Origin of the sequence: Denitromonas halophila (assembly GCF_007625155.1) — a bacterium.
In the GTDB taxonomy this organism is placed as follows: Bacteria; Pseudomonadota; Gammaproteobacteria; order Burkholderiales; family Rhodocyclaceae; genus Nitrogeniibacter; species Nitrogeniibacter halophilus.
Genome location: NZ_VMNK01000006.1, coordinates 427,579 through 448,497, shown reverse-complemented (window position 1 = coordinate 448,497; position 20,919 = coordinate 427,579). Strand labels below are relative to the sequence as shown.

Sequence of the window (20,919 nt, the reverse complement as noted above, 5' to 3'; positions counted from 1 at the left end):
CAGGTTCAGGCGTTCGGCGGATTCGTGTCGCCTGCGTTGGCGTCGGCGTTGTTATCCGGGCCATTCTGATCGTTGTTGTTACCGTCGGCGGCGGCCTTGTTGGCCAGTTTTGCCTGACGCTTTTCGTCTTGCTTGCGCTTCTTGGCCAGATCGCGCTGGCGCTTTTCGAATTGATAATTGGGTTTTGCCAAGAGATCATTCTCCTTGTGTCGGCTGGATGGCCGGTGAGTGATAGGGAATCAGAACACACGCTGGCGGCTGCTCGGCGCACCGAGACCGCCAGCCCGTCAGGCTCAGTAGCGGTTGCCACCGCCACCGCTGCGGCCAAAGCCACCACCGCCGTTGCGACCGCCACCACCGCCACCCGGGCCACGGCCACCAAAGCCGCCGCCACCGCCGGTACGCGGCGCTTGCGGGCGCGCTTCGTTTACGATCAGGCTGCGGCCGCCGGCATCCTTGCCGTTGAGCGCCGCAATCGCCGCTTCCGCTTCCTGGTCCGAATTCATTTCGACGAAGCCGAAGCCCTTGGAGCGGCCGGAGTCACGATCCATGATGACCTGGGCCGAGCTGGTGGCGCCAAAGGGCGCAAACATTTCTTCGAGGTCGCTATTGGTGACCGAGTAGGCCAGGTTGCCGACATAAAGCTTCTTGCTCAAGGGAGTTCTCCACAAATAGAAAAGGCATGACACCCGGCTTGACCATGGGAGGATTCCCGCGGGCGAATGGCACGACAAAGGTCAAGCACTCGAGGGCCGCGCGGGGCGGTGTCACATGCCTCGTTCTTTTGCGCCAGGCTGGAACATGAAACCGGTTCTGGCCTTGGTGCTACACCTCGGAGCAGTCATTGGATCAGAGGGGCCGGGCTTTGGCAAGGCGAGCCGCTTGGCGAACGTCTCGCCCATGTGCGGGCTTGGGTCCCGCTGGCCGACATGGCGCGAGCGCAGCGGTGCGGTATGGGGAGTCGTCGCCTCAGGCGCCGGATGGGTTCGGCCCGCTACGGTTGGCCGGTGCTGACCCTATTGATACTTGGCGAAGATGGCTTTGGCGTCCTGGTGTGCGCGGTCCAGCGTGCATATCGATTCATCGTCGTCATGGCCGACAAAGAATTCGTCGTCCTGGGCGCGCATCACCATCGCGATGGCCGCCTCGTCTTCGAGTTCGTACTTTTCGACGATCAGCGTCGTGACTTCATCCAGGTGTTCTTCGTAGGTCATGCCGTCAGTCTCTTATCTGTCCGGGGTGTTCTGGTCGCGCAGCATATCCACATACAGCGCCTCGACCTGCTCGCGCGCCCATGGCGTACGGCGCAAAAATTTCAGGCTCGACGCAATGCTCGGGTCGTGCGTAAAGCATCGGATGCTCACCGCCCGGCCGAGCTGGGCCCAGCCATAATAGGCCTCCAGTTCGGTCACGATGCGTTCGAGGGTGATGCCGTGCAGCGGGTTGTTGGCCTGGGTGTTTGCCATTGTGCTTACTCTTCAAGGGCGGGTGGCGCTTGCCCTGTGCCGTGCCAGCGCCTACCCTGTCGGCCAATTCTACCTTTTCGCCGGACGCCGCCATGAACGAACTGCCCCCTTGCCCGCAATGCGCCAGCGCGCATACCTACCCTGATCGCGAGTTTCTGGTCTGTCCCGAGTGCGGCCACGAATGGTCGCCGGATGAGGCCGCAACGGCCGAGGCCAGCGGCGATGGCGAGGTCAAGGATGCCAACGGCACCGTGCTGGCCGATGGCGACTCGGTGGTGCTGATCAAGGATTTGAAGGTGAAGGGCTCCTCCACCACGCTCAAGGTCGGCACCAAGATCAAAAAAATCCGCCTCGTCGGCGGCGATCATGAAGTCGACTGCAAAACCGACGCCGGCAGCTTCATGCTCAAGGCCTGCTACCTGCGCAAAGCCTGAAATCATTGAATGGCCGCCCGTCCACGACGGACGGCCACCGGGATTACTTTACCGAAATCAGCTCGACGTCGAAGATCAGCGCCGCATTCGGGCCGATCTTGCCGCCTGCGCCCGAGGTGCCATAGGCCAGCTCGGACGGAATCACCACCTCGTAGCGCGCGCCTTCCTTCATCAGCTGCAGTACTTCGGTCCAGCCGGAAATCACCTGGCTTACCTGGAAGCTTGCCGGTTCGCCGCGCTCGCGCGAGCTGTCGAACACGGTGCCGTCGAGCAGCTTGCCAGTGTAATGCGTCACCACCGTATCATCCTTGCTCGGCGTCTTGCCCGTACCCGCCTTGAGCACCTTGTACTGCAGGCCGCTCTTCGTGGTGATCACGCCCTTTTCCTTGCCGTTTTTCGCCAGGTAGGCCAGGCCTTCGTCCAGGTTCGCCTGGCCGCGCATGATCTTCTTCTGATCGGCCTTCTCCTGCCCGATCACAAAGGCCTCGCGCATGTCACGTCCCGACAGGCGCGGGTCGCGCCCAGCCAGCGCATCTTTCAAACCCTGAATCACCGCCGCCTCGTCCATGTCCATCCCGCTCTGCACCAGCGTCTGGCCCATCTGCATGCCGGCGCCGTAGCCGATTTTCTGCTCAAGCGTTTTCAGTTCGATGGGATCGCCCGCATGGGCAGCCAGGGACAGGGTCATCAGTGCAGCGGAAAGCAGGGTGCGTTTCATCGGGGTTCCTGAGAGTGGTTTGATCAGCGGCGGATGTTAGCCGAGATTGGCGCTTGGGGGCTTTGAGGTGGGCCAAGTCGGGCGGCAACATTGGTGCGCGGGTTGGGTTTCTTATGTCAGTGCCGCAGACGGTTGCGGTGGCTGCGTCGAAATGGCCGGGTTGGATTCCGGGGGTGAAGGGCTGCCCGACGCGGTCCGCACCTGATCTCGTCCGTTCTGCTTGGCTTGATACATTGCATCGTCGGCGGCTCGTATTAAGCTCGCCAAATCCGGATAGGTGTCGTTCTCCAGAGCGGCCAGGCCCGCGCTGAAAGTCACGCGTCCGGTAGGAGAAAGTTCGTGCGGTATGTTTTGCGATGCCAAGGATTTTCTTAGCTTTTCGACAAGCTTATTTGCAGAGCTCGTATCCGTGTCCGGCAGGATTAGCATGAATTCTTCGCCTCCGTATCGCGCGGGGAAGTCGCTCGCTCGCCGCAGCCCTTGCTGGATGATTTGAGCAAACGTCTTCAGGCAGTTGTCACCTGCTTGATGGCCGTAGCGATCGTTATAGTGCTTGAATAGATCTACATCGATCATGGTCAGCGTAAGGGGGCGTCCGGAGCGCTTTGCTCGCCGCCACTCTTTATCCAGCGCCTCGTCCATACTCCGTCGGTTGGCGAGGCCGGTCAGTTGATCCAGTGTCGCTAGAACATGATTTTGTTCCTCAGCCCTTTCTTTCGTCATGACAAGAAAGCCGACGCCAAGCAGGGGAAGTGAAATCGCCGCCGATAGGTAGGAAATGGTCTGCAGGCTATCGGATTCAAGCATTGATGTCGCTCCCACCTTTCCCATGGCGGTCAGCGCGACGCGAAGTATGTACAACGGTACTAACAGTATGAAGCCGGTCGCGACAAAGTACTGGCCCCGGCCAGGTGTGACCTTCCGTCCTTGGTTCAAGAGCAGCAATAGCGGCACGATTTGCGCGATGCTGATTGCTCCGTTGAGGATTGTTCTGGCGGAAAAACTGTCGAGGAAGATAGTAAAGCTAAGGAGTGTTATCGCGACCGGCGTCCAAATCCAGAAATGCGGGGCCGGGCGCCTCTGGAATTGATAGAGTGCTTCGGTAAAGGTCGCAAATATGGAAGAAAAAACCGCATTGGCAACGATGATGGAGCTAACGGCATCAATGTGGTTTCTGAAGGAGAACAGCGCGTAGGCGAGCACGTAGAGTGCGATTGCCAGCGCCCAAAGAAAGCTGCCATCTCGACGTGTCGTGGAGGCGCCTGCGGCAACGGCCACGGACATTGTTGCCGCGACCACCATGGTCATCAGGAACATTGTTGGGACATGTGGTTCCATTGTCGACGCTCGTTCAAATCAGGGATCACGGCCATCGGCACTCATTTAAGTGCGCGGGTTCATCCGGTTGGCTTTATGAATGGAGAGGCGATGACGATACGGCGACTGCTCGCAGAAGAGTGCGTCGGCCGCGAATGTTGAGCTAGGCTGATTTTAGCAAATATGCCAATGACCGTCGGGTTGGTCGATGGCATGGCTTGATAGATATGATTTACTTTTGTAGACGATCGGTCTAATGTCTACTTCATGACCGAAGCCCACACCGAGCCGCGCCGTCGCGGACGCCCGCCGAAGCGCCAGGATGAGCAGTTCGACACCCGCGATGCGCTGGTGCGTTGTGGTATGGCGACGCTGACGGAGAAAGGGTTTTCGGCGACCGGGATTGAAGAAGTCTTGAAGAAGGTGGGCGTGCCCAAGGGCTCGTTCTATCATTACTTTGAGAGCAAGGAAGCTTTTGGCCATGCGGTGATCGCGGCCTACGCAGACTACTTTGCACGCAAGCTGGACCGCTGGTTTCTGGCGGCGGATCGACCGGCTTTGTTGCGGATTGCAGATTTTGTGGATGACGCGGCGGCGGGGATTGCGCGGCATGGCTTTCGTCGCGGCTGTCTGATCGGCAATCTGGGGCAGGAGGTGAGCGCCTTGCCGGAGTCGTATCGCGATCGGCTGGAGGCGGTGTTTGCTGACTGGCAGGCGCGGTTGGCGCAGTGTTTGCGCACGGCGCAGGCGGAAGGCACGCTGGCGCCGGAGCTGGATTGCGAACACTGGGCGGCGTTTTTCTGGGTGGGTTGGGAAGGCGCGGTGCTGCGCGCGCGTCTGATGCGTAGCGACAAGCCGCTGCGCTGTTTTACCGAAGGCTTCTTCACCGCAGTCACGCGGTGACATTTTTTTGACCGACGCTAGACGGTCGGTCTAATTGGTTTGGCCCCAACGATGGGTCGCGAAGAGAGAGGAGAACACTATGTATAAAGCCATCGTGATCAACAAGGACGAGGCCGGCTATCGCGCCGAACTGAAGGACCAGAACGACGAGGATTTGCCCGAGGGCGATGTGACGGTGAAGGTCGCCTTTTCGACGCTTAACTACAAGGATGGCCTGGCGATTACCGGCAAGGGGCCGGTGGTACGCCGGTTTCCGATGGTGCCGGGCGTGGATCTGGCCGGTTCGGTGATGGCCAGTTCGCACGGTGATTTCAAGGTCGGCGACGCGGTGGTGCTGAACGGCTGGGGCGTGGGTGAAGTCCATCCGGGCGGCCTGGCTCAGAAGGCGCGCTTGAAGGGCGACTGGCTGGTGCCGCTGCCCGCAGCGTTCTCTCCCGCGCAGGCTATGGCGATCGGCACCGCCGGCTACACGGCGATGCTGTGCGTGATGGCGCTCGAGCGCCATGGCGTGACGCCGGACAAGGGCGAGATTCTGGTCACTGGCGCAGCCGGTGGCGTGGGCAGCGTGGCGGTGGCGATTCTGGCCAAGCTGGGCTACACCGTGGTGGCTTCGACCGGTCGCCCGGCCGAGGGCGAGTATCTGAAAACCCTGGGCGCAGCCGAGATTGTGGACCGCGCCATGTTCACCGAACCGGGCCGTCCGCTGGGCAAGGAGCGTTGGGCCGGTGCTGTGGATACGGTGGGCAGCCACACCCTGGCCAATGTCTGCGCCACCACCAAGTATCGCGGTGTGGTCACCTGCTGCGGTCTGGCGCAGGGCATGGATTTTCCGTCGTCGGTCGCGCCCTTCATTTTGCGTGGTGTGACCCTGGCGGGTATCGACAGCGTGATGGCGCCCAAGGCGGAGCGTATCGAGGCGTGGAATCGCCTGGCGACCGACCTGGATGTGAGCAAGCTGGCGCTCATTACCCGCGAGATTGCACTGTCCGACGCGATCGACGCCGCCGGCGAGTTGATGGCCGGCACCATCCGCGGCCGTGTCGTGGTGGATGTGAATCGCTGATCCCTTTGCCGGGCGAGCGGCGCTCGCCCGGCTGTCCGTGGCATTTCCAGGAGTGTTTCAATGACCGACCGTATCAGCCGTTTTCCCGTGCCCGAACTCACCGACCTGGCCGACGATGTGCGCGAGCGCATCCTCGGTGTTCAGGAGAAGGCCGGCTTCATCCCCAATGTGTTCCTGATGCTGGCGCATCGCCCGGCCGAGTTTCGCGCGTTTTTTGACTACCACGATGCGTTGATGGAAAAGAACGAGGGCCTGACCAAGGCTGAGCGCGAGATGATCGTGGTGGCCACCTCGGGCGCCGGTAACTGCCTGTACTGCGTGGTGGCGCACGGTGCTGTGCTGCGCATCCGCGCCAAGAATGCACGGGTGGCCGACCAGCTCGCCACCAACTATCGCAAGGCCGAAATCACTGAGCGTCAGCGCGCGATGCTCGACTTCGCCATGAAGCTGTCGACCAACGGCGGCGCGGTTGAGGACGCCGACATGGCCGTATTGCGCGAGCACGGCTTTGACGACGAGGCGATCTGGGACATCGGTGCCATCACCGCCTTCTTTGCCATGAGCAACCGCCTGGTGCACCTCACCGGCACCCCGCCGAACGAGCCTTTCTATTTGATGGGGCGCCTGCCAAAGGGCAGTTGATCGGTCGCTGGCGCCGGCCGCACATCGTCCGCGCCGGCAATTTGTGGTGCAATGGCCGGATTCCGTCAGACGAGTCCTGCCGTGAGCACCGACCCCCTGTTTCGCCGCGTACCGCCCATGCATGCCCTGGCCGCTTTCGAGGCCGCGGCGCGTCTGGGCGGTTTTGCGCCGGCGGCTGAAGAGTTGTGCGTGACGCCCAGCGCGGTCAGCCATCGCATCCGTCAGCTTGAGCAGCAACTGGCGATGCAGCTGTTTGAGCGCAGCTCGACTGGCGTGCGCCTGACCACCGGCGGGCGCATGTACCTCGCCCAGGTGCGCGAAGCCTTCGCTGCGCTGGCCCACTCGGGCGGGCGCACCACCGCGGGCCGGGTGCGCCTGCGGGTGTCCGCGCCGCCGACCTTCGCCCGTCAGTTGCTCATGCCGCGCCTGCCTGCCTTTTTGCAGGACCGTGACGACATCGATCTGGAAGTCCACGTCGGCAACCCCTTACTTGCCGAAGTCACGGAGCCGGCCGATGTGGCGATTCGCTGGAGCGATGGCAAGGAGCTGAGCGGCGTGGTTCATCGTCTGTTCGAAGACCGTCTCGGCCCGCTGGCCGCCCCCACCTACATCACCGCCCACGGGCTGCGCAGCGTGGCCGACGTGGCCGGTGCCACCTTGCTGCGTTCGCCACTGTTGCCATGGGGCGCGTGGCTGCAGGCGGCCGGCTTGCCACCGTCCGAGCCCGAGCGCGGCGCGGTCTTCAACGACCTGGGCATGCTGCTCGAAGCGGCCAGTGCCGGCCTCGGCGTGGCGATCAGCCCGCGCCGCCTGGCGGCGGCGTGGCTCGATTCGGGCCGACTGGTGCCGATCACCGAGGTGACCACCGTCTCGCCCCTCAGTTACTACGTCACCTGCGCCACCGCCGACCAGGCTCGCCCCGAAGTGGCCGAGTTCATGGACTGGCTGCGCGAGGGGCTGGCAGAGTGAATTTTCTCGCCCACCTGTGGCTGGCCGGGCCGGACGAAGGCGCGCGGCTGGGCGCGGTGGCGGGCGACTTTGTGAAAGGCATGCTGCCCGGCGATCTGCCGGCCGACATCGCTGGCGGCGTCGCGCTGCACCGTGGGATCGATGCCTTCGCCGACACTCATCCGGCCTTCCAGCGCTCCCGCGAGCGCGTGACCGGCCCGCACCGGCGCTTTGCCGGGGTAATGGTCGATATGTTCTACGATCATTTTCTGGCCGCCGAGTGGCCCGCCTGGCATCCCGATGAAGCGCTGCCCGACTACGCCGCCCGGCAGTACGCCTTGCTCGCCGCGCACCGCCATCGGCTGCCCCCGCGCGCCGCGCCAGTGGTCGCCCGCATGGTCGAGCACGACTGGCTGAGTTCCTACCGCGAGGTGGACACCATCGTCTACGCGCTCGACCGTATCGCCCGCCGCCTCAAACGCCCTGACGCCTTTCTCGGCTGCGGCGAGGTGCTGCGGACGCATTACGCCGGCTTTGGCGAGGATGCCGGCGTATTCCTGGCCGACGCGCAGGCGTTCGCCAGACGTTTCAAGACTCCGTCGGGCGGATAAGCCGCAGGCGCATTCGCCATCGGTGCCGCGTCGTAGCGTTGTTCGGCGGATGCGCAGCGCTTATCCGCCCTGCGTTTGGCGCGGTGCGGCCTGACGGGCGCCTGGCCCTGTGTGTTCTCCGTTGTGCTTTCGCCCCTGATGGTTGGACGTGTCCGACCGGGTGATCGGCGGTGGGCTCAGTGCCGCCCCGCGGTGGGGCTGGCGATGAGCGCTGTGCCTGTTGCGCATTGCAGGCGAAACGCCTTAATTTTTAGAAAATACAAAACTATATGGACTTATAAATGGCGATTATGGAGCCATTGGCTGCGATTATCGAACCATAATTGGTTCGTCGGCCTGTTCAGAAAAACCGGGGCCGGCACTCACTCAAGAGGAGGAGCCGAACCATGATCAAGACATTCATCGTCGGATACGACGGAACCAAACCCTCAGAGCGCGCGCTCGAGTTTGCCTCCAAGGCGGCCAAGGGGCGGGGCGCTGCGGTGCTGGTGGTCCATGTGCTGGAGTGGTCGCCCTACAGCTTTCTGACCATGGAAGAGATCGCCGAGCGGCACAAGCTGCGCGAAAAAGAGGTGATCCGCGCCAGAGCGGTGGTCGATCCGGTGTGCGAGCGGCTGCGCACCGACGGGCTGAGTGTGAGCAGCGAAGTGCGCTATGGCGACCCGGCCGAGATCATGTGCGAGATCGCGGGCAAGTACCCTGACTCGATCATTGTCGTCGGCCGCAAGGGCACCTCGAACCTGGCGTCACGCTTCATGGGCACGCTGGGCATCTCGCTGATTCAGGCCTCGCCGGTGCCGGTCACGGTCGTTCCCTGAGTCTCGTGCGTCCGATCGACGCGCACCCCATTATAAAAATACGCAGGAGACAATCCATGTCCATTTTCAAGCTGGGCGCCGCCATCGTGGCCGCGCTGACGCCCGCGCTCGCGCTGGCGCAAGAAGGCGGCGGCATCGACGCGGCGATCAATGCTGCGGTGGCCCCCGTATCCAACTTCATCGTGAGCATCATTTTTTACTCGGTCCAGATCGGCGAGGTGTCGTTTCCGCTGATTGTCGGCTGGTTGATTACCGCGGCGGCGGTGTGCTCGATCTACTTTGGCTTTATCCAGTTTCGTGGGGTCAAACACTCACTCGATCTGGTGCGTGGGCGCTATGCCGACCCCAATGATGCGGGCGAGGTGTCGCACTTTCAGGCCCTGACCACCGCGCTGTCGGCAACAGTCGGCCTGGGCAATATCGCTGGTGTGGCGGTGGCCGTGTCCATCGGCGGCGCCGGCGCGACTTTCTGGATGATTCTGGCCGGCCTGCTCGGCATGGCCTCCAAGTTCACTGAATGCACGCTGGGCGTGAAGTTTCGGCGCGAGAACGCCGATGGCACCATTTCCGGCGGCCCGATGTATTACCTGTCGCGTGGCTTTGCCGACCTCGGCAAGCCGGGCCTCGGGCGTGCACTGGCAGCGATCTTCTCGGTGTGTTGCATCGGCGGCGCGATCGGTGGCGGCAACATGTTCCAGGCCAACCAGGCGGCGCAGCAAATTGCCAACGTCACCGGCGGTGCGGAGAGCTTCTTTGCGGACAAGGGCTGGTTGATCGGTCTGGTGCTGGCGGTGGTGGTGGGCATGGTGATCATCGGCGGTCTGAAGTCGATCGCCCATGTCACCGAGAAAATCGTGCCCTTCATGGCGGCCATCTATGTCGGCGCCGGCATCGTCATCATGATCTCCAACTACGACAAGATCGGTTGGGCCTTCGGCCAGATTGTCTCCGGCGCGTTTACCGGCGAAGGGGTGGCCGGCGGCGTGCTCGGCGCGCTGATCCAGGGCTTCAAACGGGCGGCGTTCTCGAACGAGGCCGGCATCGGCTCGGCGGCCATCGCCCACTCGGCGGTGCGCACCAAGGAGCCAGTCACCGAAGGCTTCGTCGCGCTGCTCGAGCCCTTCATCGACACCGTGGTGATCTGCACCATGACCGCCGTTGTGATCGTGGTCAGCGGTACGCTGGATTCCGGCCTGACCGGTGTCGAGCTGACCTCGGCCGCGTTTGCGACCGCCTTCCCGTGGTTCCCGGTGGTGCTGGCGGTGGCGGTGGTGCTGTTTGCCTTCTCGACCATGATCTCGTGGTCCTACTATGGCTTGAAGGCGACGACCTATCTGTTCGGCGAGAACAAGACGGTCGAGAACATCTACAAGCTGTTCTTCTGCATCTGCGTGGTGATCGGCGCGAGCATGAGCCTCGGCCCGGTCATCGACTTCTCCGACTCGATGATCTTCGCCATGGCCATCCCCAACGTGATCGGCCTTTACCTGCTGATGCCCGTGGTCAAGCGCGAACTGGCGCAATACCAGGCCAAGCTGGCGTCCGGCGAGATCAAGCGTTTCCACTGAATCCACTGGCCTTTCGATACCTCCCGGCCGGTGCACCCCGCCCCGGCCGGGCAAGATTGGAGTTCTGATCCATGACTATCGCTATGATGAACCCGGCGGCCGCCGCGCTGCCGAGCACGCCGCGCAACGCGCTGCGCGAGCGCATCACCGCCCACTACCGCAGCCCCGAGCCCGAATGTGTGCCGCCGCTGGTTGAGGCCGCGCGTCTGGCGCCCGAGTTGCAAGGCAAGGTCCATGCGCTGGCCGGCCGGCTGGTCGCCGGCCTGCGGGGCGACCGCAGTCGCTCCAGCGGCGTCGATGCGCTCATGAAGGAATTTTCGCTGTCGAGCCAGGAAGGCGTGGCTCTGATGTGTCTGGCCGAAGCGCTGCTTCGTGTGCCCGACAAGGCCACCGCCGACCGGCTGATCCGCGACAAGCTGTCGGACGGTGACTGGCGTGCCCACCTCGGCAACAGCCCCTCGCTGTTCGTCAACGCGGCCACCTGGGGGCTGCTGGTGACGGGCCGGCTGGTCGCCACCCGCAGCGAGGCAAGCCTGGGCAGCGCGCTGAGCAAGCTGATGCAACGTGGCGGCGAACCGCTGATCCGCAAAGGCATGGATCTGGCCATGCGCATGCTGGGCGAGCAGTTCGTGACCGGTCGCGATATCGACGAAGCGCTGACGCGCGGCAAGGCCACCGAGAAGCGCGGCTACCGCTACTCCTTCGACATGCTGGGCGAGGCAGCCATGACGGCCGAAGACGCGCAGCGCTATCTCGACGCCTACATTGGTGCCATCGAGGCCATCGGCAAGGATTCAAAGGGCCGCGGCGTGGTCGACGGCAACGGCATCTCGATCAAGCTCTCGGCGCTACACCCGCGCTATGTGTGGTCGCAGCCCGACCGCGTCATGGCCGAACTGCTGCCGCGGGTCAAAGCGCTGTGCCTGCTGGCGCGCTCCTTCGATATCGGTCTGAATATCGATGCCGAAGAGGCCGACCGCCTTGAGCTCTCGCTCGACCTGCTAGAAGCCCTCGCAATGGATGAGGAACTGGCCGGTTGGTCCGGGCTGGGCTTTGTGGTTCAGGCCTACCAGAAGCGGGCGCCATTCGTGCTCGACTACATCATTGATCTGGCCGAACGCAGTGGTCAGCGGCTAATGGTGCGCCTGGTGAAAGGCGCCTACTGGGACGCCGAGATCAAGCGCGCCCAGATTGATGGCCTTGAGGGCTACCCGGTGTTCACCCGCAAGGTGTTCACCGATGTGTCCTACCTCGCCTGCGCCAGGAAGCTGCTCGATGCGCGCGCGCGCATCTACCCGCAGTTTGCCACTCATAACGCCCAGAGCATGGCGGCGATCATGCACATGGCCGGCCCCGACTGGCAGAAGGGCAGTTACGAGTTCCAGTGCCTGCACGGCATGGGCGAGCCACTCTACGACCAGGTCGTGAGCAGCCGCGAGATTGCCCGGCTGGTGCGCATTTACGCGCCGGTCGGCAGCCACGAGACGCTGCTCGCCTATCTGGTGCGCCGCTTGCTCGAAAATGGCGCCAACACCAGTTTTGTGAATCGTATCGTCGATGAGAATGTGCCCATCGAAGAGCTGATTGCCGATCCGGTTGAAGAGGCCGCCCGACTGAACGGTGCGCCACATCCGAAAATTCCCCTGCCGGCCGAGCTGTATGGTGCCGCGCGCACGAATTCGGCTGGCTATGACCTGTCGAACGAAGGCGTGCGTGCGCGTCTTGCCGAGGCGCTGGCCAAGAGCGCCGGCCGGCGATTTGAAGCCGCCCCCATGCTGGCCGACGCCTTGCCGAGCGCGTCCGCCGATGCGGCGCGTCCGGTGCTGAATCCGGCGGATCACTCGGACACCGTTGGGCGTGTGCTCGAAGCAACGCTCGCCGATGTGGATGTCGCGCTCGCTGCGGCCGACGCGGTGGCCGACCCCTGGGCCATGCGTGCGCCCGCCGAGCGCGCGGCGATCATCGCGCGAGCGGGCGACCTGATGGAGCGCGACGGCCCGGCCCTGATTGCGCTGGCCGTGCGCGAAGCCGGCAAATCGTGGCCGAACGCCGTGGCCGAGCTGCGCGAGGCGGTCGACTTCTGCCGCTACTACGCCGCCGAGGCGGCCGAGTTCGACAATGGCGCCCATCGCCCGGTCGGGCCGGTGCTGTGCATCAGCCCGTGGAATTTCCCGCTCGCGATCTTCTCTGGCCAGGTGGCGGCGGCGCTGGCCGCCGGCAACCCGGTGCTCGCCAAACCGGCCGAGCAGACGCCGCTGATTGCGGCTGCCGCGGTGCGCCTGTTCCGCGAAGCCGGCGTGCCGGATGCCGCGTTGCAACTCTTGCCCGGCCCCGGCGAAACCGTGGGCGCCGCGCTGGTGGGCGATGCGCGGGTGCGCGGCGTGATGTTCACCGGCTCCACCGAAGTGGCCAACATCATCAACCGCACCGTGGCCGCCCGTGGTGGCGATGTGCCGCTGATCGCCGAAACCGGGGGTCAGAACGTGATGATCGTCGACTCCACCGCCTTGCCCGAGCAAGTGGTGGCCGACGTGGTCGCCTCCAGCTTCGATTCCGCCGGCCAGCGCTGCTCGGCGCTGCGCGTGCTGTGCCTGCAGGCCGACATTGCCGACCATGTGCTCGAGATGCTCGCCGGCGCAACCCGCGAGCTGTCGATTGGCAACACCGCTGATGTGAGGATGGATATCGGTCCGGTGATCGATGCCGAGGCGCAGGCCAATCTGGAACGCCATGTGGCCGACATGCAGACAAAAGGCGCCCGCGTGACCCGCATGCCGCTCGGCGACGCCTGCGCCAAGGGCACCTTCGTGGCGCCGACGGTGATCGAGATTGGCGCGCTGGCCGAGCTGACCCGTGAGCAGTTCGGCCCGATCCTGCATGTGCTGCGCTTCAAGGCGCGGGATATCGACAAAGTGGTTGAGCAGATCAACGCCTCCGGCTATGGCCTGACGCTGGGCGTGCATTCGCGCATCGATGAATGCATCGAGCGCATTGCCGAGCGCGCCCATGTGGGCAACATGTATGTGAACCGCAACATGATCGGCGCGGTGGTGGGCGTTCAGCCTTTCGGCGGCGAGGGGCGCTCCGGCACGGGGCCGAAAGCCGGCGGGCCGCTCTACCTGCACCGGCTGCTGCGCCGCACGCCGGGTGCCGTGCTCAACCAGAATGCAGCGCTTATCGACGATCCGGCGCCCTTCCAGGCGCTGCTCGACTGGATCGACGGGGGCGGGCGCGCGATTCTGGAAGGCGATGACGTGCAGGTGCTGCGGGACCGCGCCGATGCCTACCGCGTGCGCCGGCTGTCGGGGCTCAAGCTCGATCTGCCCGGGCCAACCGGTGAGGACAACAGCCTGCGCTTCGTCCCCCGAGGTCGGGTGGCCGGCGTGGCCAGCAACCAGGTGGCGCGGGTGCATCAGCTATTGGCGGCGCTCGCCAGCGGCAACCGCATCGTTTTTGCCGCCAATGCCAGCGCCCAGGCGCTGCTCGGCTTGTTGCCCAAGACGCTGACGGCCTGGGTGTCGGTCGAGGACGACTGGCTCGGCGCCGGTGTCGATGCCGTGCTCTTCGACGGCAAGGATGCCGATGCCGACGCCTGGCGGCAGCGCCTCGCCGAGCGCGACGCGCCGATCACCCCGCTGGTGCGTGCCGAGCCGGAGTATGACCTGGCCCGGCTGGTGCATGAGCGCACATTGAGCGTCAACACGGCCGCGGCCGGCGGCAATGCCAGTCTGATGACGATGGGTGCCTGAGACGACGGGCAGGCGGCCGAGGGGCCGCTTGCCCGCTGAGTGATGGTGACGTTAAAGCGGCAGCGTGTGTGCGTCCTTGACCATTTCCATCACCACATAAGTGTGTGTCTGGCGGACACAGGGCAGCGCGGAAATCTTGTCGCCCATCACTTCGCGATACGCCGCAATGTCGCGGGTGCGGACCTTCAGCAGATAGTCGAAATCGCCCGCGATCATATGGCAGGACTCAATTTCCGGGATCTCGCGGGCAGCCTCGTTAAAGCGCTTGAGATCATGGCCGGTGGTGCTGCTCAATAACACCTGCACCATCACCACATGGCCGACGTTCAGGGCGTCGGGGTCGAGCTCGGCGTGGTAGCCTCGGATTACCCCACTCTTTTCCAGTCGGCGAATGCGCTCGGCGCAGGGTGTCTTGGTCAGGCCGACGCGGCGCGAGATCTCCACCACCGACAGCCGGGCATCGTTTTGCAGCTCGGCAAGAATTTTCAGATCAATTCGGTCCATTGGGGGCAGTGCAGGCGTTTCGCCTGGCTCTCCTGTTTGACGTGGGCTATTCGTCTTTTAGACCGAAGTGGGATTCACTTCAAGCGCCAGTGCACCTTCATTCGACATTGAGCCGACGCCGGTGGCGGGGCCGGCTCACCGTAGAGTGACCAACTTCGCTGCCCACCATCGTGCCGCACGGTAAAGGTGGGCGGCAAGCCGCCCAGCCGGCGAGCGTCCCGTCGGTGGCATAACGATTGCCGATGCATTCTCCTACGTGCGTTCGATACCCGACCAGCCGGCTTCCGGATAGCGCTCGCCCGCCACGGCGTCGGGATCAAACAGCGTGTCGAGCTCGGCGATCTCGGCGGTATTGAGCGTCAAAGCAGCGCCGGCCAGGTTTTCGTGCAAGCGCGAGATCTTGCGCGTGCCGGGGATGGGCATCACGTTCGGGTGCTTGTTGATCAGCCAGGCCAGCGCAATCTGTGCCGGCGTGGCGTCGCGCACGGTAGCGAAGGCGGTAAGCGCGTCGACCAGCCGCTGGTTGTGCGCCATGGCGTCGTCGGCGAAACGCGGGCTGCGGCGGCGGAAGTCGTCTTCGGCCAGAGATTCGGTGGACGCCAGCGCGCCGGTCAGGAAGCCGCGCCCGAGCGGACTGTAGGCGACCAGCGTGGTGCCCAGCTCGCGGCAGGCCTCGAGCAGGCCGTGCTCGGGCTCACGGCTCCACAGCGAGTATTCGCTCTGCACCGCGGCCACCGGGTGGATGGCGGCGGCGCGGCGCAGGGTGTCGGCGCTCACCTCCGACAGGCCGATGGCGCGCACCTTGCCTTCGGACACCAGTGCGGCCAGGGTCTCCATCAGCGCTTCAATGGGCACGGCCGGGTCGCGGCGGTGGCAGTAGTAGAGGTCGATGGTGTCGACACCGAGCCGCTGGCGCGAGGCGTCGCAGGCGCGGCGGATGTAGTCGGGCTGGTTGTTGATGCTGCGCGCGTATTGCCCCGGCTCGCGGGCAATGCCGAACTTGGTGGCCACGCAGATGCGCGCGCCATGGGCGGCGATCAGGGGCGCCAGCAGGCGTTCGTTGTGGCCGAGGCCGTAGGTGTCGGCGGTGTCGAACATCTGGATGCCGGCCTCGACGGCGGCTTCGAGCACGCGCCGTGATTCGGCGTCGTCGCTCGGGCCGTAGAACTCCGACATGCCCATGCAGCCGAAGCCGAGGGCGGAGAGCGTGGGCCCTTTGGGGCCGAGCGTGCGAGTGGGGATCATCGTGCAGTCTCCTGAGCGGTGGGGAGGATGAGCGCGCGGCGCACGGCTGGCGCCAGCGCCTGGCCCAGCATCGCATGCTGGGCGGCGCTGAGGTGGACGCCGTCGATACCGGCGAGGGGGCCGGTGGTCTCGGCCGCGTCGAAGATGGGCGTGCCGGTCAGCGCACGCTGCACGGTGGGGGCGAGGGCACGCGACTTGGCTTCCATGCCGGCAAAGAAGGCGCGTAGCGGTGTGCGCGAGACATCGCCCAGCGGTGGGGGAACCACCACCAGCACGGCCGGCGGTGCGTAAGGGGTGGCCACGCCGTGACCGAAGCGGCGCGCCTGCGCGACAAGTGTGCGCAGGCCGTGGGCGATGGCGTCCGGCGTGCGGCCGAGATCGCTGCGCAGATCGTTGGTGCCGAGCATCACGATCAGCAGGTCGAGCGGCGTCTCGCGCGCCAGGGCTTCGGGCAGGCTGCGGCTGCCGTTGAACAGGGCGCCGGGCAGGCCGACCAGCGGTTTGGGGTAGTCGACATCCACCGTGCGGCCGGAGAGTCCATCGACGAGGACGGTGGCCTGGCCTGCGAGGGCGGCGCCGAGGACGCCCGGCCAGCGTGCGGCGTCGTTCAGCCGTTGTGCGGGGAAGCCCTGTGGCGAGGCGATCCAGCCCCAGCTGTTGGAATCTCCAAACACCAGAACGCGGGGCAGGCGCTCGGCCTGGGCGGCGTGTGCTATGGCCAGCAGAGCGAGGCAGCACAGCGCTTTGGCTGCGCGGGAGAGAAGCTGAGACATCGGGTACTCCGGCATAAGGGGATGTGGAGCAGGATCGCGCGGATCGATTGTTCAGACAATCCGATGCTTGCTTGATGTCGTCATGAGTAGAATTCAGCAATGAAACGAAGTGACTACGGCGAGCTGGCGGCCTTTGCCAGCGTGGCGCGGCAGCGCAGCTTTCGGCGCGCGGCCGACGAGATGGGCGTGTCGGCCTCGGCGCTGAGCCATGCGGTGCGCGGGCTCGAAGAACGGCTGGGGGTGCGCCTGCTCAATCGCAGCACCCGCAGCGTGATGCCGACCGAGGCCGGTGCGCGTCTGCTCGACCGGCTCGATCCGGCGCTGAGCGATATCGCGCTGGCGCTCGACGAGCTCAACGCTTTTCGCGACACGCCGCGCGGGAGCTTGCGCCTGACGGTGCCGCGGATTGCCATGCACGCCGTGCTGCTGCCGATTTTGAGTGCGTTCCGGGTGCGCTACCCGGAGGTGGCGGTCGAGGTGGTGGCCGACGACGGGCTGGTCGATATCGTGGCCGAGGGTTTCGATGCAGGCATCCGCTTTGGCGAGCGTCTCGCCGCCGACCGCGTCGCGCTGCCGATCGGTCTGCCGCAGCGCTTCACGGCAGTTGCCTCGCCGAGTTATCTGGCGACCCATCCGGCGCCGCGCACGCCGGAAGATGTGCTGGCGCATGCCTGCATCGGCCAGCGCTTTCCGAGTGGTGTGGTGTATCGCTGGGAATTCGAACGGGCTGGCGTGAGCCGCGCGGTGGAGGTGAAGGCCGCCCTCATCGTGAATGATCACGCCATGGCGCTAAACGCCGCTCAGGCCGGCCTGGGCCTGGCCTATGGGCTCGCTTCGCTGGTAGCCGATGCCATCGACGCGGGCACCCTGGTGCCGGTGCTGGCCGACTGGATGCCGCCGGCCGAACACTTCTACCTCTACACCTCGAGCCGTCGCCAGATGCCGGCACCGCTGCGCGCCTTCATCGACCTCGCCCGTGAGCTGTCGCAGGGCGGATAAGCGCAGCGCATCCAAGGGGCGCGGCGGATGCGCATGCGGCCTATCCGCCCTACGATGGCCGTGACGCCGCTGCCCGCAGTGAAGCCATCGAGCGCAGGCATCGGTGCGTGTTCAGGCGCGATGGTGCGACTTCGTAGGGTGGTCAGCTTCGCTGCCCACCATCGTGCCTCACGGCAAATAGTGCGGATGGGCGGTGAACTGCCCACCCGACGTGGGGGCGGCTTTACCCCAGAATCAACACATGCATCCGCCGTGGGCCGTGGGCGCCGAGTTCGATGGTCTGCTCGACGTCGCCGGTGCGTGAGGGGCCGGAGATGAAGTTCATGGCGCGCGGGGCGCCCTGGCCGCGTTCGCGCAGGGCGACCCAGCAGTCTTCGTAGTGGCGGACGAGGTGTTCGACCGGCAGCACGACGACATGAGTTTCGGGCACGAAGTTGTGGGTGATCGGGCGGTCGGGGCCGGAGAGCATGAGGATGCTGCCGGTCTCGGCGATGCCGCGCCAGGCCAGCGAGACGCCGAGCATGACGTCGATGGTGGCGGCGCCGTGGTCGATCTGCCAGCCCTCCGGCCAGGCGAGTTCGCCCAGGGCGGTGCCGACGACGGCCGATGGCGCGATGGCATAGCTTTCGGCCAGCGCGGCGACGGCGGCGGGCACGTCGGCCAGGCTGGCGATACGCTCGGTGGTGCCGGAGCGCGATTCGAAACGCTGGGCGAAGCGGGCGACCAGATCGGCGTCGTCCACCGTGGCACGGATGTGCTGCGGCGGATTGGCGATGCGCGCGTCGAGTTGCTTGCGTGCGGCGTCGTCGAGCGGGCCGCGGCCGAGGCCTTGTCGGATGGCCTTGAAGATGGTGTCGCGGCTGCTCATTTGTCACCCCGCTTGGCTTGCCACAGTTCGAGGAAGGTGCGGCCGGTGGGGGCGGGCAGGTCGCGCGCGCCGGTCCAGCCGGGGTCGAAGGGCAGGCTGCGCAGCTTGCCCTTGCCGTTGGCCATGCTGGCCAGGATGCGCACGCCGATGCGCTCGGCAAAGTGGTAGAGCTTGGGTCGCTCAGCCACGTAGCGCCATAGTTTGAGCGCCTGTTTCTGGCGTTTGGGCGTCATGTCCTGGCGGAACTGGTTGTGGCGGATTTCGCGCAGCAGGTCGGGTAGCGGAATGCGCACCGGGCACACCGACTTGCAGCGGCCGTTGAGCGTGCAGGCGTTGGGCAGGTCGTAGGTGCCGTCCATGCCCTTGATCAGCGGGGTGAGCACCGAGCCCATCGGGCCGGGGTAGACCCAGCCGTAGGCGTGGCCGCCGATCGAGCCGTACACCGGGCAGTGGTTCATGCAGGCGCCGCAGCGGATGCAGCGCAGCATGTCCTGGAAGCGGCTGCCGAGCATCTTGGAGCGGCCGTTGTCGAGCAGCACCACGTGGTATTCCTCGGGGCCGTCGATGTCGCCGTCGCGGCGCGGACCGGTCGAGAAAGTGGTGTAGCTCTCGGTCTCCTGGCCGGTGGCGCTGCGCGCCAGAATGCGCAGGAACACGGAGAGGTCGTCGAGCGAGGGAATCACGCGCTCGATGCCGCTGGTGACGATGTGTACCTTGGCCAGCGTCTGGGTGAGGTCGCCGTTGCCTTCGTTGGTGACGATGACGGACGAGCCGGTTTCGGCCACCAGGAAGTTGCCGCCGGTGATGCCGACCTCGGCGGTGAAGTACTTCTCGCGCAGCACTTCGCGCGCTTCGGCCACCAGCGCGGCGCGGTCGGTCTTGCGCGGCTTGTTGTGGGCGGCGGCGAACAGGTCGGCGACCTGGTCCTTGGTCTTGTGGATGGCCGGCGCGATGATGTGCGAGGGCGGCTCGTCGGCGAGCTGGATGATGTACTCGCCCAGGTCGGTCTCGACCACTTCGTAGCCTTCGCCGATCAGCGCCTCGTTGAGGCTCATCTCTTCGGAGACCATCGACTTGCCCTTGGTGATCCGCTTGGCGTTGGCTTTTTTGCAGATGCCGAGGATGATGCGGCGGGCGTCTTCGGCATCGGTGGCGAAGTGCACATGGCCGCCGGCGGCGGTGACCGCGGCTTCGTACTTTTCGAGGTAGTGGTCGAGGTTGTTGAGGACGTGGTCCTTGATCTCGGCGGCGGTGTCGCGCAGCGCCTCGAACTCGGGCATCTCGGCGGCGGCCTGGGCACGCTTGACCACAAAGCCGGCCTTGGTGTTGCTCAGCGCCTTTTGCAGGTTGGCGTCATGCAGGGCATGCACCGCGCGGGTCTTGAACTCGGGGGAGCGGAATTCCATTATCGGTTCTCCTCGCCCAGACTCGGGCCATCGGCCAGGCCGGCCAGCACTTCGGCGGTGTGATAGACCTTGACCGGCGAGCCCTTGCGGCGCAAGCGTCCGGCCAGATGCAGCAGGCAGCCGAGGTCGCCACCGAGCAGCGTGTCGGCGCCGGTGGCGGCCGCGTTGGCGAGCTTGTCGTCGGCCATCTTTTCGGAGATTTCGGGGTATTTGACGCAGAAGGTGCCGCCGAAGCCGCAGCACACGTCGGTGTCTTCCATCTCCTTGATGGTCAGGCCTTTCACCGTGCCGAGCAGCTGGCGCGGCTGCCCCTTGACGCCCATGCTGCGCAGGCCGCTACAGGAATCGTGGTAGGTGATGGTGCCCTGGTATTCGGCATCGACCGCGGTCACGCCCATTACGTCGGTGAGGAAGGACAGCAGCTCGTAGCTCTTGGCTGCCAGCGCCTCGGCGCGCTTGCGCCAGTCGGCTATGTCGGCGAACAGATTGGGGTAGTCGTGGCGGATGGTGGCCATGCACGAGCCGGAGGGGCCGACCACGTAGTCGAATTCTTCGAAGGCTTCGATGACTTGTTTGGCCAGTGCACGGGCGCTGTCTTCGTCACCGCTGTTGAGGCCGGGCTGGCCGCAACAGGTTTGTGCGGCGGGCACACTCACATGGCAGCCGGCGTCTTCGAGCAGTTTGGCGCTGGCAAAGCCGATACTCGGGCGGAAGGCGTTCATCACGCAGGTGGCGAACAGGCCAACGCGGGGGCGCGGCTTGACGGGGGAATCGGACATTGCTTGCCTCCAAAGTGCGCGAGCCGCTGCTTGGCGCTCGCATCGTGAGTCTGATAGTAGTCAGTGCGTGCCGCCCGCCACAAGCGAAAGCTTTTCAGGGCGGGGGTG

22 protein-coding genes are annotated in these 20,919 nt (G+C 65.1%); 10 read left to right on the top strand and 12 right to left on the bottom strand.

The genetic code is table 11. From position 1 onward, the window contains the following. Positions 1-5 precede the first annotated feature (5 nt). The 4 genes from FHP91_RS09230 to FHP91_RS09215 all read right to left on the bottom strand — a co-directional run bounded on the left by FHP91_RS09230 (position 6) and on the right by FHP91_RS09215 (position 1,466). Positions 6-191: a hypothetical protein gene (locus FHP91_RS09230; protein ID WP_144309281.1), complete on the bottom strand. Its 186-nt coding sequence runs from the start codon at positions 189-191 to the stop codon at positions 6-8. A gap of 102 nt (positions 192-293) precedes the next feature. After that, positions 294-656: an RNA recognition motif domain-containing protein gene (locus tag FHP91_RS09225; protein ID WP_144309280.1), complete on the bottom strand. Its 363-nt coding sequence runs from the start codon at positions 654-656 to the stop codon at positions 294-296. Between the two features lie 360 nt (positions 657-1,016). Then, positions 1,017-1,214, bottom strand: a complete 198-nt coding sequence (locus tag FHP91_RS09220; protein ID WP_144174875.1) for a hypothetical protein — start codon at positions 1,212-1,214, stop codon at positions 1,017-1,019. A gap of 12 nt (positions 1,215-1,226) precedes the next feature. Next, positions 1,227-1,466 (bottom strand): VF530 family protein, encoded by a 240-nt coding sequence (locus FHP91_RS09215; RefSeq protein WP_144309279.1) that lies wholly within the window; start codon positions 1,464-1,466, stop codon positions 1,227-1,229. A gap of 92 nt (positions 1,467-1,558) precedes the next feature. Here FHP91_RS09215 and FHP91_RS09210 point away from each other — a divergent pair, with 92 nt between their 5' ends. Beyond that, on the top strand, positions 1,559-1,900 hold the full coding sequence (locus FHP91_RS09210) for a zinc ribbon domain-containing protein YjdM (RefSeq protein ID WP_144309278.1): 342 nt from the start codon (positions 1,559-1,561) through the stop codon (positions 1,898-1,900). 43 nt (positions 1,901-1,943) lie between these two features. Here FHP91_RS09210 and FHP91_RS09205 read toward each other — a convergent pair whose 3' ends face one another. Then, on the bottom strand, positions 1,944-2,618 hold the full coding sequence (locus FHP91_RS09205) for an FKBP-type peptidyl-prolyl cis-trans isomerase (protein WP_222105154.1): 675 nt from the start codon (positions 2,616-2,618) through the stop codon (positions 1,944-1,946). Between the two features lie 111 nt (positions 2,619-2,729). After that, positions 2,730-3,956 carry a GGDEF domain-containing protein gene (locus FHP91_RS09200; protein ID WP_144309277.1) on the bottom strand — a complete coding sequence of 409 codons (1,227 nt, stop codon included), beginning with the start codon at positions 3,954-3,956 and terminating at the stop codon, positions 2,730-2,732. Positions 3,957-4,202: 246 nt separating this feature from the next. Between FHP91_RS09200 and acuR the strand changes: the two genes are divergently transcribed. From acuR to putA, 8 genes are all read left to right on the top strand, one after another. Next, complete coding sequence (gene acuR, locus FHP91_RS09195) at positions 4,203-4,838, top strand: acrylate utilization transcriptional regulator AcuR (protein ID WP_144309276.1); 636 nt, start codon at positions 4,203-4,205, stop codon at positions 4,836-4,838. A 79-nt stretch (positions 4,839-4,917) separates the two neighbouring features. Then, entirely contained in the window at positions 4,918-5,901 is a 984-nt protein-coding gene (gene acuI / locus FHP91_RS09190) for an acrylyl-CoA reductase (NADPH) (RefSeq protein ID WP_144309275.1), read from the top strand. Between the two features lie 60 nt (positions 5,902-5,961). Then, positions 5,962-6,543, top strand: a complete 582-nt coding sequence (locus tag FHP91_RS09185; RefSeq protein WP_144309274.1) for a peroxidase-related enzyme — start codon at positions 5,962-5,964, stop codon at positions 6,541-6,543. Between the two features lie 81 nt (positions 6,544-6,624). Then, complete coding sequence (locus tag FHP91_RS09180; RefSeq protein ID WP_246116267.1) at positions 6,625-7,512, top strand: LysR substrate-binding domain-containing protein; 888 nt, start codon at positions 6,625-6,627, stop codon at positions 7,510-7,512. Next, entirely contained in the window at positions 7,509-8,102 is a 594-nt protein-coding gene (locus FHP91_RS09175) for an acyl carrier protein phosphodiesterase (RefSeq protein ID WP_144309273.1), read from the top strand. Before FHP91_RS09180 ends, FHP91_RS09175 begins: the two co-directional genes overlap by 4 nt. A 386-nt stretch (positions 8,103-8,488) precedes the next feature. Beyond that, a complete protein-coding gene (locus tag FHP91_RS09170) occupies positions 8,489-8,920 on the top strand; it encodes a universal stress protein (RefSeq protein ID WP_144309272.1) in 432 nt (143 codons plus the stop codon). A gap of 56 nt (positions 8,921-8,976) precedes the next feature. Further along, positions 8,977-10,488, top strand: coding sequence for an alanine/glycine:cation symporter family protein (locus FHP91_RS09165; RefSeq protein ID WP_144309271.1), 1,512 nt, complete (start codon positions 8,977-8,979; stop codon positions 10,486-10,488). A 71-nt stretch (positions 10,489-10,559) separates the two neighbouring features. After that, on the top strand, positions 10,560-14,237 hold the full coding sequence (gene putA, locus FHP91_RS09160) for a trifunctional transcriptional regulator/proline dehydrogenase/L-glutamate gamma-semialdehyde dehydrogenase (protein ID WP_144309270.1): 3,678 nt from the start codon (positions 10,560-10,562) through the stop codon (positions 14,235-14,237). Between the two features lie 51 nt (positions 14,238-14,288). On the opposite strand, the gene FHP91_RS09155 is transcribed toward putA, so the two are convergent. From FHP91_RS09155 to FHP91_RS09145, 3 genes are all read right to left on the bottom strand, one after another. Next, the gene (locus tag FHP91_RS09155; protein WP_144309269.1) at positions 14,289-14,741 is read right to left on the bottom strand and encodes an Lrp/AsnC family transcriptional regulator; all 453 of its coding nucleotides are present in this window, start codon (positions 14,739-14,741) and stop codon (positions 14,289-14,291) included. A 252-nt stretch (positions 14,742-14,993) separates the two neighbouring features. Beyond that, entirely contained in the window at positions 14,994-15,986 is a 993-nt protein-coding gene (locus FHP91_RS09150) for an aldo/keto reductase (RefSeq protein ID WP_222105153.1), read from the bottom strand. Next, entirely contained in the window at positions 15,983-16,759 is a 777-nt protein-coding gene (locus FHP91_RS09145) for a GDSL-type esterase/lipase family protein (RefSeq protein WP_186301488.1), read from the bottom strand. The genes FHP91_RS09150 and FHP91_RS09145 overlap by 4 nt, the downstream gene beginning before the upstream one ends. Before the next feature lie 99 nt (positions 16,760-16,858). On the opposite strand from FHP91_RS09145, the gene FHP91_RS09140 reads away from it, so the two are divergent. Continuing rightward, on the top strand, positions 16,859-17,758 hold the full coding sequence (locus FHP91_RS09140; RefSeq protein ID WP_144309267.1) for a LysR family transcriptional regulator: 900 nt from the start codon (positions 16,859-16,861) through the stop codon (positions 17,756-17,758). Positions 17,759-17,981: 223 nt separating this feature from the next. Here FHP91_RS09140 and FHP91_RS09135 read toward each other — a convergent pair whose 3' ends face one another. The 3 genes from FHP91_RS09135 to FHP91_RS09125 are packed head-to-tail and all read right to left on the bottom strand — an operon-like array spanning position 17,982 to position 20,811. Then, the gene (locus FHP91_RS09135) at positions 17,982-18,626 is read right to left on the bottom strand and encodes a LutC/YkgG family protein (protein ID WP_144309266.1); all 645 of its coding nucleotides are present in this window, start codon (positions 18,624-18,626) and stop codon (positions 17,982-17,984) included. Beyond that, positions 18,623-20,032: a LutB/LldF family L-lactate oxidation iron-sulfur protein gene (locus FHP91_RS09130; protein ID WP_144309265.1), complete on the bottom strand. Its 1,410-nt coding sequence runs from the start codon at positions 20,030-20,032 to the stop codon at positions 18,623-18,625. The genes FHP91_RS09135 and FHP91_RS09130 overlap by 4 nt, the downstream gene beginning before the upstream one ends. Beyond that, complete coding sequence (locus tag FHP91_RS09125) at positions 20,032-20,811, bottom strand: (Fe-S)-binding protein (protein WP_144309264.1); 780 nt, start codon at positions 20,809-20,811, stop codon at positions 20,032-20,034. Before FHP91_RS09125 ends, FHP91_RS09130 begins: the two co-directional genes overlap by 1 nt. Positions 20,812-20,919: the final 108 nt, after the last annotated feature.